General features: G+C 69.2%; 12 protein-coding genes. 6 read left to right on the top strand and 6 right to left on the bottom strand.

Translation table 11 applies throughout. The features are described 5' to 3' along the window. Positions 1 to 6 precede the first annotated feature (6 nt). The 6 genes from DACI_RS15435 to DACI_RS15410 all read right to left on the bottom strand — a co-directional run bounded on the left by DACI_RS15435 (position 7) and on the right by DACI_RS15410 (position 6431). Positions 7 to 324 carry a DUF3325 domain-containing protein gene (locus DACI_RS15435; RefSeq protein WP_012204920.1) on the bottom strand — a complete coding sequence of 106 codons (318 nt, stop codon included), beginning with the start codon at positions 322 to 324 and terminating at the stop codon, positions 7 to 9. Next, complete coding sequence (locus tag DACI_RS15430; protein ID WP_012204919.1) at positions 317 to 1990, bottom strand: PepSY-associated TM helix domain-containing protein; 1674 nt, start codon at positions 1988 to 1990, stop codon at positions 317 to 319. Before DACI_RS15430 ends, DACI_RS15435 begins: the two co-directional genes overlap by 8 nt. A 17-nt stretch (positions 1991 to 2007) precedes the next feature. After that, entirely contained in the window at positions 2008 to 2286 is a 279-nt protein-coding gene (locus DACI_RS15425; protein WP_012204918.1) for a hypothetical protein, read from the bottom strand. A gap of 114 nt (positions 2287 to 2400) precedes the next feature. After that, entirely contained in the window at positions 2401 to 4119 is a 1719-nt protein-coding gene (locus DACI_RS15420) for an FMN-binding glutamate synthase family protein (RefSeq protein ID WP_012204917.1), read from the bottom strand. A gap of 88 nt (positions 4120 to 4207) precedes the next feature. Then, positions 4208 to 5713 carry a sensor histidine kinase gene (locus tag DACI_RS15415; protein ID WP_012204916.1) on the bottom strand — a complete coding sequence of 502 codons (1506 nt, stop codon included), beginning with the start codon at positions 5711 to 5713 and terminating at the stop codon, positions 4208 to 4210. A 1-nt stretch (position 5714) separates the two neighbouring features. Continuing rightward, entirely contained in the window at positions 5715 to 6431 is a 717-nt protein-coding gene (locus DACI_RS15410) for a response regulator transcription factor (RefSeq protein ID WP_012204915.1), read from the bottom strand. Positions 6432 to 6598: 167 nt separating this feature from the next. Here DACI_RS15410 and msrB point away from each other — a divergent pair, with 167 nt between their 5' ends. The 6 genes from msrB (at position 6599) to DACI_RS15380 (ending at position 12795) form a co-directional block, all read left to right on the top strand. Then, complete coding sequence (msrB, locus tag DACI_RS15405) at positions 6599 to 7099, top strand: peptide-methionine (R)-S-oxide reductase MsrB (protein ID WP_012204914.1); 501 nt, start codon at positions 6599 to 6601, stop codon at positions 7097 to 7099. A 16-nt stretch (positions 7100 to 7115) separates the two neighbouring features. After that, positions 7116 to 8945, top strand: coding sequence for a cytochrome c biogenesis protein DipZ (locus tag DACI_RS15400; RefSeq protein WP_012204913.1), 1830 nt, complete (start codon positions 7116 to 7118; stop codon positions 8943 to 8945). A 34-nt stretch (positions 8946 to 8979) separates the two neighbouring features. Beyond that, complete coding sequence (gene msrA / locus DACI_RS15395) at positions 8980 to 9729, top strand: peptide-methionine (S)-S-oxide reductase MsrA (RefSeq protein ID WP_012204912.1); 750 nt, start codon at positions 8980 to 8982, stop codon at positions 9727 to 9729. 95 nt (positions 9730 to 9824) lie between these two features. Beyond that, positions 9825 to 11183 carry a chromate efflux transporter gene (gene chrA, locus DACI_RS15390; RefSeq protein WP_012204911.1) on the top strand — a complete coding sequence of 453 codons (1359 nt, stop codon included), beginning with the start codon at positions 9825 to 9827 and terminating at the stop codon, positions 11181 to 11183. Between the two features lie 13 nt (positions 11184 to 11196). Further along, complete coding sequence (locus DACI_RS15385; RefSeq protein ID WP_012204910.1) at positions 11197 to 12024, top strand: AraC family transcriptional regulator; 828 nt, start codon at positions 11197 to 11199, stop codon at positions 12022 to 12024. 84 nt (positions 12025 to 12108) lie between these two features. Beyond that, the gene (locus DACI_RS15380; protein WP_043781604.1) at positions 12109 to 12795 is read left to right on the top strand and encodes a B3/B4 domain-containing protein; all 687 of its coding nucleotides are present in this window, start codon (positions 12109 to 12111) and stop codon (positions 12793 to 12795) included. Positions 12796 to 13064 lie beyond the last annotated feature (269 nt).

Raw genomic sequence — 13064 nt, 5'->3', positions numbered from 1 at the left:
CAATCGTCAGGCCGGCAGCCAGCGCAGCCAGCTCGGCCGCCAGGTCAGCGTGAAGGCAATGGCCAGGGCGGCAGCGGCCAGCGTCATGATCCAGACCAAGGAGGCCATGGAGGCATGGTCCACCGCCAGGCACAGTCCCAGCGAGGCGGCCAGGCCTGAGGCGCCCAGCCAGCGCAGCAGCCTGACCTTGCCATCGGGCTGGGGGGTGTTGCCGTGCACCTGCTCCCAGTGCACGTCCTTGGCCAGCGCAAACCAGCCCATGCCGGCCAGCGAGGCGGCAAAGGCGGCGGCCAGCAGCAGTGCGTCCATCAGTCCCTCAGACATGGGCCACCTCCGCGGCGCGCGAGGGCATGGCGGGCACGGCGCGCGTCTTGAGCTTGCGCGCCACCACCACGGCCAGCAAGGCGCTGGCCAGCATGAACAGGTCCACGCCGGCCACGGGCCAGTAGCCCGCGCCCAGGGTCTTGAACAGGTGGTCACCCGTGGTCAGCCAGTTCAGCAGCACGGCCGTGACGGCCATGGCGGCCACGGCCCAGCACTGCTCGCGCCAGGCGGGATTGGGCAGGCCCCGGGCCACGGGGGCGCTGCGCACAAAGGCATGCGCCATGGCCAGCAGCCAGGTGGCCCAGAAGAAATAGCGCTCCATGTCGCCCCTGCCCGGCCAGCCCTGGGGCATGGCCTCGGGCAGCAGGCGGTTGGAAATCAGCATGCCCAGGGCGGCCACCAGCATGCCGGTGACGGTGGTGACGGCCAGGGCATCGACCACGCGCGCGCCCTGCACGCCCTGCTTGGCGTGCTGCTTCTTGCGCTTTTCCACGAAGAAGACAAAGCCGGTGGCAATGCAGGCGCAGCCGGCCAGGCCACCGAGCACGTACAGCCAGCGCAGCAGCCAGTGGCGGAAGTGCTGCAGGTGCAGGCCGGTGAGGAAGGTGTTGAGGCTGTCCACGGCCGTGCGCGGCGGGTCTTCGCGCAGCAGCGCGCCCGTGCTGGCCTTGAAGTGGATGCCCTCGCCCGTGAGCGCGATGCGGTCGGTGCCTGCGCGGTAGACGCTGACGTAGCCATTGGCATCGCCCACATGGGTTACGGACAGGAAGCCCACGTCGCCGGCCATGCCCTTGGCGGCCCAGCGGCGCTGCGCCTCGGCCACCATGGCGTCCACCGAGGCCACGGGCGCGGCCACGCCGGCGCGGTCGTGCGGCAGGCCGGTTTCCTCGGCCTCCATTTTTTCGTGCAGCTCGTGCAGCGGCTCCAGCTGGGTGTGGGTGATGGGGAAGTAGATGCCCGCAAAGATCACCAGCCCCGTGAAGGCGAAGAAGAAGTGAAAGGGCAGCGCCACCACGCCCGTCATGTTGTGCAGGTCCAGCACGCTGCGCTGGGTGGCCTTCTTCGGACGGAAGGTGAACAGCTCGCGGAAGATCTTGCGGTGCATGACCACGCCGCTGACCAGGGCCACCAGCATGATGAGTGCGGCAAAGCCCACGATCCAGTAGCCCAGGCCCATCCAGTTGAGCGTCAGGCTGTAGTGCAGCGGGTAGAAGAACTGGCTGCCGATCTTGAGGTGGTCGTCCGGCAGGGACTCGCCATTGCGCGGGTCGATGGTGCGCATGGCCCAGATCAGGGTCTCGGGCTTCTTGGCGTTGGCCACCTCGTAGCCGGCGAACAGGCCCAGCACCGGGTCGCGGTGCGTGGTGTAGGCGCCCCAGCGCTGGGGCGTGTCGAAGCGCTCGGGCAGCGGGCCGTTGACCTCGCCGCGCATGGCCTCGCGCGCCTGGGCGTTGGGCTGCATGGACTCGAAGACCGGCTTGAGGATCTGGTCGTACGAGGGCATGGGCGTAGGCTCGAAGCGCGAGGCCGGAATGGCCCAGCGGTCGATCTCGCGGTCGAACACCGACAGCGCGCCAAAGAAGAAGGCGGCCATGAGCACGAAGCCGAGCACCAGCCCGAACCAGGTGTGCAGCCAGGCCATGGAAAGGCGGAAATTCTGGAACATGGGAAGCGATCTCCGGATCAGGGCAGCAGCATCTGCTGGAGCAGCGATGCGCAGCCGGTCATGACAATGCCGCCACCGGCCAGCACGGCCCAGACGCGCGGGAGGCTCTGGGCGGCAAAGGCCCAGAGGAACACCGTCAGAAACACCAGCAAGCCAAGGATGTAGCCCAGATGCTCGGCATCGTGGAACTCCATTCCGGCGGCAAACATCAGCACCACGCCCAGGGCGATGAAGCCCCAGGTGAAGGCATAGCCGCCGAAGATGGCAGCTGCAATGCGAACCAAAATAGTTTTCATTTACACAGAAAAATACAGTTGTGCACCAAGTTCTCGGGGCGCATTATCCCCGAGGGTTGTTAAAACCTGTAATCGGCTGTGGTCTGTGGCGCCTGTCTTCTCTGCGTGGCGTCTCTATGCCGCCTGGCCCGCCGCCTGCGCCTTGGCCTGCGGCGCAGAAGGCTTGAGCGTGGGCGGCGCGAACTGGAAGGTGTGGGCGCTGGCGCCCGGCCAGTAGAGCTTGAACACGCTATGCTGCTTGTCCAGCGGCCCCAGCAGCGCGCCGGGCTCCACGCGCAGGACCAGGTTGGCCAGCTGCCGCACCTCGGTGTCGGAGATGCGCCGCACGATGTGGTGGGCCGTGATGTCGCAAGGGTGCTCCAGGCCCGCAGCCTGCACCAGTTCCTGCAGCGCATGCAGGGTCTTGTCGTGGAAGTTGGCCACGCGCGTGGCCTTGTCGGGCACGACCAGGGCCTTCTGGCGCGCCGCATCTTGCGTGGCCACGCCCGTGGGGCAGTGGCCGGTATGGCAGTTCTGCGCCTGGATGCAGCCCAGGGCCATCATGAAGCCGCGCCCGGCGTTGCACCAGTCGGCGCCCAGCGCCATCATCCGCGCGATGTCGAAGGCCGTGATCACCTTGCCGGCCGCGCCGATCTTGATGCGGTGGCGCAGGCCCACACCGATCAGCGTGTTGTGCACCAGCAGCAGGCCTTCCTGCAGCGGCACGCCCACGTGGTCGGTGAACTCCACCGGCGCCGCGCCCGTGCCGCCCTCGGCCCCATCGACCACGATGAAGTCCGGCGTGATGTCCGTCTCCTGCATGGCCTTGACGATGGCGAACCACTCCCAGGGATGGCCAACGCAGAACTTGAAGCCCGTGGGCTTGCCGCCCGACTTCTCGCGCAGCCGGGCGATGAAATGCATCATCTCCACCGGTGTCTTGAAGGCGCTGTGGCTGGACGGGCTGATGCAGTCCACGCCCACGGGCACGCCGCGCGCGGCGGCGATCTCGGGGGTGACCTTGGCGCCCAGCAGCATGCCGCCGTGGCCGGGCTTGGCGCCCTGGCTGAGCTTGATCTCGATGAGCTTGACCTGCGGGTCGGTGGCGTTGGCGATGAATTTTTCTTCGTTGAAGCTGCCATCGTCGTTGCGGCAGCCGAAGTAGCCCGAGGCCACTTCCCAGATCAGGTCGCCGCCGTGCACGCGGTGGTGCTGGCTGATGGAGCCCTCGCCCGTGTCGTGCGCAAAGCCGCCCATCTTCGCGCCCTTGTTCAGCGCCAGGATGGCATTGGCCGACAGCGCGCCGAAGCTCATGGCCGAGATGTTGAAGATGCTGGCGCTGTAGGGCTGGGTGCAGGGCGAGTTGCCTTCATCGGCGCAGCCGATGGTGATGCGGAAATCATGCGAGGCCAGCTTGGTGGGCTGCATGGAATGGTTCACCCATTCATAGCCCTGGGCCGTGACATTGAGCTGTGTGCCCAGCGGGCGGCTGTCCGGATCGCCCTTGGCGCGCTGGTAGACCAGGGAGCGCTGGGCGCGCGAGAACGGCAGCGCCTCATGGTCGGACTCGATGAAGTACTGGCGCATCTCGGGCCGGATGAACTCCAGCAAAAACCGCAGGTGGCCGATGATGGGGTAGTTGCGCAGCACCGAATGGCGCACCTGGGTCATGTCGCGCACGCCCAGCAGCGCCAGCGCGGCGCACACGCCAAAGCCCAGCCACCACCACAGCCCTCCCCACACCAGCGCCGCCACCAGCAGCCCCGCGCTGCCGACCAGGCTCAGGCAGAACGTGGTGTAGCGCAGCGGCACCCATGCGGGCAGGCGATGAACCGGGGAGGCAGACGTTGACATGGCGTGGGTCCTTGGGGGCGTGTTGACGATCTTGTGCATGCCGCGCCGTCGAGGGCGCGCTGTGCACAAGGGTAACCCACGATCCGCCTCAGCCCTGGCGCGGCCGTGCGTCGGCGCCCGTTGCCTGCGCGGCCGCCGGCAGCACGAACCGGAAGCTCGCCCCCTGCCCCGGCTGGTCCACCAGTTCGATGCGGCAGCCGTGCAGCTCCAGCATGCGGTGGACGATGCGCAGGCCCAGGCCGCCGCCGCGGCGGGCGCCGCCCACGGTGAAGGGCCGCTCGAACAGTCCTTCGCGCAGATCGGCCGAGATGCCGGGGCCGGTGTCGGCCACGGTGACTTCGACGGCGTTGCCCGCTGCCGCCAGCGCCACCTGGATGCTGCCGCCGCCGGGCGTGTGGCGCAGCGCGTTGTCCAGCAGGTTGCCCAGCACGCGCTCGATCATGCCCAGGTCGGCCTGGACGACGGGCAGGCGGGGCGGGAAGTCGGCCCGCAGCGCCACCTGGCGCGCCTCGGCACGCAGCTCGAATTTCTGGAACACGTCCTGCACCAGGTCGGGCATGGAAAACGGCTCCGGCTCGGGCTGGACAAAGCCGTATTCCAGGCGCGCCAGCTCGAACAGGCTTTGCGCCAGCTCGCCCACCTTCTGGCTCTGGGCCAGGGCAATGCCCAGGTAGCGGCGGCGCTCGGTGGCGTCGAGCACGGCATCCTTGAGCAGCAGCGTTTCCAGGTAGCCGTGCAGGGACGACAGCGGCGTGCGCAGGTCGTGCGAGACGTTGGCGATGAGTTCGCGCCGCTCCTGGTCCTGGCGCGTGAGCGCCCGCCACTGCTCGCCGATGCGCGCCACCATGCGGCGGTAGGCCGAGTCCAGCACGGCGATCTCGTCACGGCTGTCCTGTGCGGCGCCGGGCTGGGGGGCCGGCAGGTCCGGGGGCGCGCCATGGATGTCGAAGCCGGCCACCTCTTCGGTGAGACGGCGCAGCGGCCGCGTGATCAGCGCAAAGGCCACCAGGCCCGCCACCAGGCACAGCAGCGCCACCATGCCGATGGACCACAGCGCCGTGCTGAGCACCGAGTTGGCCGAGCCCTGCGCCACCAGCTGGTCATGCGCCTCGCCCTGCAGCACCACGTAGATGAAGCCCACGTCCTTGCCGTTGACGCGCAGCGGCGCCGCGCTGAAGACCTTGCGGCCTTCGACGCTGCGCGGGTCGTCGCCCAGGATGGGCAGCGTGCCGCCTTCCAGCAGCCGGTGCACGGGCGCCAGGTCCACGCGCTCGCGGCGCACGCGGCCGTCGGGGGCGGCATGGCCGGCAATGCGGCCGTCGGCGTCCAGCAGGTAGACCTCCACGCTGGGGTTGACCAGCATGAGCTGGTTGAAGAAGCTGCGCACGGCGCCGGGCATGAGGCCGTTGGCGTCGGTCAGCTGGGCGTCGCGCGCAATGCTTTCGGCCACGTCGCGCGACAGGCCCTGCACCACTTCCAGCTCGTGCATGCGGCTGGCGCGCAGCTGCATCCAGGCCGAGGTGCCGCTGCACACCAGCAGCAGCACGGCAAAGACCAGGGACAGGCGCTGGGTCAGTGTCAGGCGCAGCTTCATGTCAGGCGCCCTCCCCCGCCTCGGCGAACTTGTATCCGCGCCCCCAGACGGTGAGGATGCGCGCGGGCTGGGCCGGGTCGGCCTCGATCTTGGCGCGCAGGCGGTTGATGTGGGTGTTGACGGTGTGCTCGTAGCCTTCGTGCTGGTAGCCCCAGACGGCGTTGAGCAGGTCCATGCGCGAGAACACCTTGCCGGGCTGGCGCGCAAAGAAGTACAGCAGGTCGAACTCGCGCGGGGTCAGGTCCAGCCGGGCACCATGCAGCCGGGCATCGCGCGCCACGGGGTCCATGGCCAGGCCGGCGATGGTCAGGCTGCCGGACTCCAGCCTTGCATTCTGGGCCAGCGCCTCCACGCGGCGCAGCAGCGCCTTGACGCGCGCCACCAGCTCCAGCACGGAAAACGGCTTGGCCAGGTAGTCGTCGGCGCCGATCTCCAGGCCCAGGATGCGCTGCACCTCGCTGGAGCGCGCGCTGATGATGATGATGGGCGTGTAGCGCGCCATGGCGCGGGCGCGGCGGCAGATCTCCAGGCCGTCCACGCCGGGCAGCATGATGTCCAGCACCAGCGCGTCCCAGCCGCCGCGCTCCAGTTGGCGCAGGCCGTCGTCGCCACGCGCGCAGTGCATGACTTCCAGGCCTTCGTCGCGCAGGTGCAGCGTGAGCAGGTCGGCGATATGGGCGTCGTCCTCGACGAGAAGTACGCGGCGCGTGGCGGTCATCGGATGCGGTTTCCTGGAAGTGGCGGGAGTGGCTGCCATTGTGCGCAATACCGGGGCCGGGAGTTATCACGAATCTTTGAACTCTGCGTGAAGACTTCGGGAGGCCGCCGCCCTAACCTGACTGGCATCGCATCGTTTCAGACGCACGCAACCTTCAGGAGCACACCATGACCACCAGACGCCATCTTCTGTGGACTGCAGGCGCCGGCACCACCGCCGTCCTGGCGGCCAGCCTGTTCCCGCGCAGCGCACCGGCCGCCGCCTCCAGCGAAATCTTCGAGGTGAGCTACAGCGACGCCGAGTGGCGTGCCCGGCTCACGCCCGAGCAGTACCAGATCCTGCGCAAGGAAGGCACGGAGCGCGCCGGCACCAGCCCCCTGAACAAGGAGCACCGCGCCGGCACCTTTGCCTGCGCGGGCTGCGCGCTGCCGCTGTTCTCGTCCAAGACCAAGTTCGACAGCGGCACCGGCTGGCCCAGCTTCTGGCAGCCGCTGGACAAGGCCGTGGCCACGCGCCAGGACCGCACCTACGGCATGCTGCGCACCGAGGTGCATTGCCGCCGCTGCGGCGGCCACCTGGGCCATGTCTTCGACGACGGCCCCAAGCCCACGGGCCTGCGCTACTGCATGAACGGCCTGTCGCTGACGTTCACGCCCCAGCCTGCCTGAACCCGGGAGCCACGCCATGCTGCTGATCGTCCTGGCCTATCTGGGCGGGGTGCTGACCATCGTCAGCCCCTGCATCCTGCCGGTGCTGCCCTTCGTCTTTGCACGCGCCGACCAGCCTTTCGCCAAAAGCGGCCTGCCGCTGCTGGCGGGCATGGCGCTGACCTTCGCCCTGGTGGCCTCGCTGGCCGCCGTGGGCGGCGGCTGGGTGGTGGCCGCCAATGAATACGGCCGCTGGCTGGCCCTGGGCCTGGTCGCCGTGTTTGCACTGACCCTGCTGTGGCCCGGCCTGTCCGAGCGGCTGACGCGGCCGCTGGTGGCGGCGGGCTCGCGCCTTTCCGAGCGTGCCCAGGGCACGGACGGCGGCGCCCGCCCCGGCGCCTCGCTGCTGCTGGGCGTGGCCACGGGCCTGCTGTGGGCGCCCTGCGCGGGCCCCATCCTGGGCCTGATCCTCACGGGCGCCGCACTGCAGGGCGCCAACACCACCTCCAGCCTGCTGCTGCTGGCCTATGCGGCCGGTGCGGCCACCTCCATGGCGGCGGCCCTGCTGCTGGGCGGAAAGGTGTTTGCGGCGCTCAAGCGCATGCTGGGCGCGGGCGAATGGGTGCGGCGCGGGCTGGGCGCGGCCATGCTGGCCGGTGTGGGCGCGATTGCGCTGGGGCTGGACACGGGCGTGCTGGCGCAAGTGTCCACGGCCTCCACCGGCGGCCTGGAGCAAAGGCTGGTGGACCGCCTGAGCGGCAGGCCCGAGGGTGGCGCCATGGCCATGCAGGCCGGTCCCGCAATGATGGCCGCCGTGGATAGGGACTCCGGTGCTGGCCCGGCCATGATGGCCGCAGGCGGCGCCATGCGCATGGCCGGCGGCCCGTCCCGCGCCGCCCTGCCGGACGAAGGGCTGGCTCCTGCGCTGGACGGCGCCACCGGCTGGCTCAACTCCACGCCGCTGACGGCCGAACAACTGCGCGGCAAGGTGGTGCTGGTGGATTTCTGGACCTACTCCTGCATCAACTGCCTGCGCACCCTGCCCTATGTGAAGGCCTGGGCCGAGAAGTACCGCGACCAGGGCCTGGTGGTGGTGGGCGTGCATGCGCCGGAGTTCGCCTTCGAGCGCAAGCTGTCCAACGTGGAAAAGGCCATCAAGGACCTGGGCATCGGCTACCCCGTGGCCGTGGACAACGGCTACAAGATCTGGCGCGCCTTCAACAACCAGTACTGGCCGGCGCACTACTTCATCGATGCCCAGGGCCGCATCCGGCACCACCACTTTGGCGAGGGCGGCTATGCCGAGTCCGAGCGCGTGATCCAGCAACTGCTGCAGGAAGCCGGATCGAAGCAGGTGGACCAGGGCCTGATCGACGTGCAGGCCAAGGGCGTGCAGCAGGCAGCCGACATGGCAGCCGTGCGCTCGCACGAGACCTACCTGGGCTATGAGCGCGCCGAGCAATTTGCCGCCACGCCTGCCGCCGTGCACAACCAGGCCACCGCCTATGCCACGCCCGAGCGCCTGCCGCTCAACGCCTGGGGCCTGAGCGGCCAATGGACGGTGGGCCCGGAAAGCGCCACGCTGGACGGCGCTAACGGCCGCATCACCTACCGCTTCCAGGCACGCGACCTGCACCTGGTGCTGGGCCCGGGCAGCGATGGCAAGCCCGTGCGCTTCAAGGTGCTGATCGACGGCAAGGCGCCCGGCGCCTCGCGCGGCATGGACGTGGCCGCCGACGGCAGCGGCAGCGTGACCGAGCAGCGCCTGTACCAGCTGGTGCGCCAGGACGGCGGCGCAGCCGAGCGCACCTTCAGCATCGAATTCCTGGACCCCGGCATCTCCGCCTATGCCTTCACCTTTGGCTGATCCCTGGCCACTTCACTTTCACCGGAGAGACACCATGACCAACGATTCCAACCTCGCCGCCGCACCCCGCCGCCGCGGCCTTCTCCAACTGCTGACCGGCAGCGCCGTGCTGCTGGGCGGCGCCTTGCTGTGGCAGGGCAGCAACCTGCAGGCGGCCGAGCAGGCCGTGCGCATTCCACCACCCGCGCAGGATGCGACCGCCACGGGCCAGGGGCCGCAGAAAGCCATCTTTGCGGGCGGCTGCTTCTGGGGCGTGCAAGGCGTGTTCCAGCACGTCAAGGGCGTGCAGCGCGCCGTCTCGGGCTACAGCGGCGGCACGGCGGCCCAGGCCTCGTACTCGGCGGTGAGCAGCGGCCGCACCGGGCATGCGGAGTCGGTCGAGATCACCTATGACCCGGCCCAGGTCAGCTACGGGCAGCTGCTGCAGATCTACTTTTCCGTGGCCCATGACCCGACCCAGCTCAACCGCCAGGGGCCGGACACGGGCACGCAGTACCGCTCGGCCATCTTCGCCACCGACGCCGCGCAGCTCAAGACCGCCCAGGCCTATGTGGCCCAGCTGGACGCGGCCAAGGTCTTCGGCAAGCCCATCGTGACCCGGCTGGAGGACAAGCCCAGCTTCTTCCCGGCCGAGAACTACCACCAGGACTTCATGACGGAGAACCCGCGCCACCCCTACATCGTCATCAACGACCTGCCCAAGGTGGAGCAGCTCAAGCAGCTGTTCCCGGGCAGCTACCGCGCCGAGCCGGTGCTGGTCAAGCAGGCCGCCCGGCAGATGTAGCGTCTGCGCAGCGCGGGTGCGGTGCGGGTGCGGTACGGATGCGGTATAGGTGCCTGCAGGCGTCGGCAGCGGCTGCCGTATGAGACATTTGCGGCATGCCTCCCAGTTCGCTTGATGCACCCGCTGCCCCCCTCCCTCCCACCCGCGCCGAAGCCCTGCGCTACTGGCTGAAGCTGGGCTGCATCAGCTTTGGCGGGCCGGCCGGGCAGATCGCCATCATGCATGAGGACCTGGTGGAGCGGCGGCGCTGGATCTCTGAGGGGCGCTTCCTGCATGCGCTCAACTACTGCATGCTGCTGCCCGGCCCCGAGGCGCAGCAGCTGGCCACCTACATCGGCTGGCTGCTGCACCGCACCTGGGGCGGCATCGTGGCCGGCGGGCTGTTCGTGCTGCCTTCGCTGCTGCTGCTCATCGCCCTGTCCTGGATCTATGTGGCCTTCGGCCATGTGCCGGCCATTGCCGGCATCTTCTATGGCATCAAGCCGGCCGTGACGGCGCTGGTGGTGCAGGCGGCCTGGCGCGTGGGCTCGCGCACCCTGCGCAACGGCTGGCTGTGGGGCATTGCCTCGGCGGCCTTCGTGGCCATCTTCGCGTTGAAGCTGCCTTTTCCGCTGATCGTGCTGGCGGCCGGCGCGCTGGGCTACCTGGGGGGCAGGCTGGCACCGCGCCACTTCTCCCCTGCGGGCGGGCACGGCCCGCGCGGGGGCAGCCACGGCCCGGCCGTCATCGACGATGACACGCCCACACCGGCCCATGCACGGTTCCGCTGGCGCTTTTTCAGCCAGGTGCTGGCGGCCGGCCTGGGGCTGTGGGCGCTGGCGCTGGGCCTGCTGACCGCCGCCTTCGGCTGGCAGGGCGCGCTCACCCAGATGGGCTGGTTCTTCACCAAGGCGGCGCTGCTGACCTTTGGCGGCGCCTACGCCGTGCTGCCCTACCTCTACCAGGGCGCCGTGGACCACTACCACTGGCTCACGGCCACGCAGATGATGGACGGGCTGGCCCTGGGCGAGACCACGCCGGGGCCGCTGATCATGGTGGTGTCCTTCGTGGGCTTCCTGGGCGGCTGGAGCACGCAGGTGTTCGGCCCCGATGCGCTGCTGCCTGCCGGCGCCGCCGCCGCCCTGGTCGTGACCTTCTTCACCTTTTTGCCGTCCTTTGCCTTCATCCTGCTGGGCGGCCCCTTCATCGAGTCCACCCATGGCAGGCTGGGCTTCACCGCGCCGCTGACGGGCATCACGGCCGCCGTGGTGGGCGTCATCGCCAACCTGGCCGTGTTCTTTGCCTGGCATGTGCTGTGGCCCCAGGGCTGGGCGGGTCCCTTCGACTGGCCGTCCGCACTGCTGGGTATGGCTGCCGCAGCCGCGCTGCTGCGCTGGAAGGTGGGCGTGATCCCCGTGGTGGTGGGCGCGGGGCTGGCCGGCCTGGCGATCACGCTGGCGCGCCAGGTTGGATAGGAAAGGCTGCGGCATGGTATCGACCACGGATGGGCATTTCAGCTGGCTGCGCTGCCGCACCGCAGGGGTGGAGGCCGTGGCCGCAGACACGGCGAGGCGCTTTGGGCGGCACGCCCACGAGCAGTACGGGATCGGCCTGATCGAGCGTGGCGCGCAGAAATCCGCCAGCGGGCGAGGTCTGTACGAGGCCGGGGCCGGCGACCTCATCATGGTCAACCCCGGCGAGTTGCATGACGGCATGCCCCTGGGCGATGGCGGTCGCGCCTGGCGCATGCTGTACCTGGAGCCCTCGGTCGTGGCCGGGCTCATGGCGGACATGGATGGCGCAGGGCCGGCGACCGGCTTCGAGTTCCGCCAGCCCGCCGTGCGCGACCCGCGCCTGGCCGCGTGTTTTCAGGCTCTGTACCGCAGGATGACCGGCAGCGGCGAGGCAACGGACGCCCTGGACCTGGACGAAGCCCTGCTGCAGCTGCTGGGCGGCATGCTGCAGCGCCCTGCCCCGGCGCCCCGCGCACCGGCCCCCATCACACTGGCCCGCGCCCGGATGGACGACGATCCCGGTGCGCCGCTGACCCTGGGCGCCCTGGCCCACGAGGCGGGCCTGAGCCGCTACCAGTTCCTGCGTGCCTTTGCGCGCGCCACGGGAATGACGCCCCATGCCTATCTGCTGCAGCGGCGCCTGCACCAGGCGCGCAGGCTCATCGCCGGCGGCATGCCGCTGGCCGAGGCCGCCGCGCACAGCGGCTTTGCCGACCAGAGCCATATGACGCGCCTGTTCGTGCGCAGCTTCGGCATGGCGCCCGGCTTCTACGCCAGGGCAGCCAAGGCCTGCGCTGCGTGACGCGCTGCAATTTCCTTCAAGACCACGCAAACCGGCCTGGCGAGGATGGAGATCACATCACCTCTCCACTCACAAGGCCTGATCTTGCAGTTCTCCTACTCACCCTCCATCCCCCGCGACTTTCCTGAACTGGCCTCGCAGACCTTGCTGCTGCGCGGCATGTCACCCGACGTGCCCGCACACGCCGTGATCGCACCCTTCATGGCACAGGCCAGGCAGAACCTGGCCTGCACCCCGGAAAGCGAGATGCCATCCATTCAGGCCTGGCGGCGCGGCTTTGCCAGGATGGGCCTCAAGCCCACGCAATACCGCTGCGCCGCCGAGGCCCTGCTGCGCCGCTTGCGCAAGGAAGGAGATCTGCCGGGCCTGCATCCGCTGGTGGACCTGTGCAATGCGGCCTCGGTGGCCTTTGCCATTCCCGTGGCCGTCTTCGACCTGGACCGCGTCAGCGGCTGCCTGCAGGTGCGCCCCGCAACCGGCAGTGAGGTCTACGAGACCTTCTCGGGCGAGATCGAATATCCCGAGCCCGGCGAAATCATCTTCGCCGACACCGCTGGCCGCGCCCACGCCCGGCGCTGGTGCAACCGCCAAAGCGGCCACTCGGCAGTGCGCGAATCCACAGTCAACGCGCTGATCGTGACCGAGGCGCTGCACGCCACGGGCAAGGCGGATACGCGGCAGCTGGTGGAAGCATTGCAATCGGCGGCCGGGCGGCTGTGGCCCGAGGCCGTTTCACACCGAAGCAACCCCTCGCAGGCCGCCCTGGCCTGAGGAGACCGGGGCGGTTGGCGCCCCGGCGTGAAAGGGGCTAACACGCTGCGCGGACTTCCCGCAAGCAAGACCGCACGCGTATCGCACCGCCCTGCACATCGACTCGCAGATCTCTTCAAGACATGCTTTGTTGCTATCAAAATGATACCAATGCGTTGCATGCTACATACAAATGAAAAGAAAAAGCAATCATTCTCATTGTCATTCTAGAATTCGCACCCGCCACGACAGGCTGCGCCGCTGGCCCCAGGCCGGCAGCAGCGCCGACG

Origin of the sequence: Delftia acidovorans SPH-1 (genome assembly GCF_000018665.1) — a bacterium.
GTDB classification, from domain to species: Bacteria; Pseudomonadota; Gammaproteobacteria; order Burkholderiales; family Burkholderiaceae_C; genus Comamonas; species Comamonas acidovorans.
This window is presented reverse-complemented; position numbering and strand designations above follow the sequence as displayed.

Excerpts from the sequence above, each read along its gene's own strand:
- DACI_RS15425 (WP_012204918.1), bottom strand. The coding sequence starts at position 2,286 with ATGAAAACTATTTTGGTTCGCATTGCAGCTGCCATCTTCGGCGGCTAT.
- DACI_RS15385 (WP_012204910.1), top strand. The coding sequence starts at position 11,197 with ATGGTATCGACCACGGATGGGCATTTCAGCTGGCTGCGCTGCCGCACC.
- DACI_RS15420 (WP_012204917.1), bottom strand. The coding sequence starts at position 4,119 with ATGTCAACGTCTGCCTCCCCGGTTCATCGCCTGCCCGCATGGGTGCCG.
- DACI_RS15400 (WP_012204913.1), top strand. The coding sequence starts at position 7,116 with ATGCTGCTGATCGTCCTGGCCTATCTGGGCGGGGTGCTGACCATCGTC.
- msrA (WP_012204912.1), top strand. The coding sequence starts at position 8,980 with ATGACCAACGATTCCAACCTCGCCGCCGCACCCCGCCGCCGCGGCCTT.
- DACI_RS15435 (WP_012204920.1), bottom strand. The coding sequence starts at position 324 with ATGTCTGAGGGACTGATGGACGCACTGCTGCTGGCCGCCGCCTTTGCC.
- DACI_RS15430 (WP_012204919.1), bottom strand. The coding sequence starts at position 1,990 with ATGTTCCAGAATTTCCGCCTTTCCATGGCCTGGCTGCACACCTGGTTC.
- DACI_RS15415 (WP_012204916.1), bottom strand. The coding sequence starts at position 5,713 with ATGAAGCTGCGCCTGACACTGACCCAGCGCCTGTCCCTGGTCTTTGCC.
- chrA (WP_012204911.1), top strand. The coding sequence starts at position 9,825 with ATGCCTCCCAGTTCGCTTGATGCACCCGCTGCCCCCCTCCCTCCCACC.
- DACI_RS15410 (WP_012204915.1), bottom strand. The coding sequence starts at position 6,431 with ATGACCGCCACGCGCCGCGTACTTCTCGTCGAGGACGACGCCCATATC.
- msrB (WP_012204914.1), top strand. The coding sequence starts at position 6,599 with ATGACCACCAGACGCCATCTTCTGTGGACTGCAGGCGCCGGCACCACC.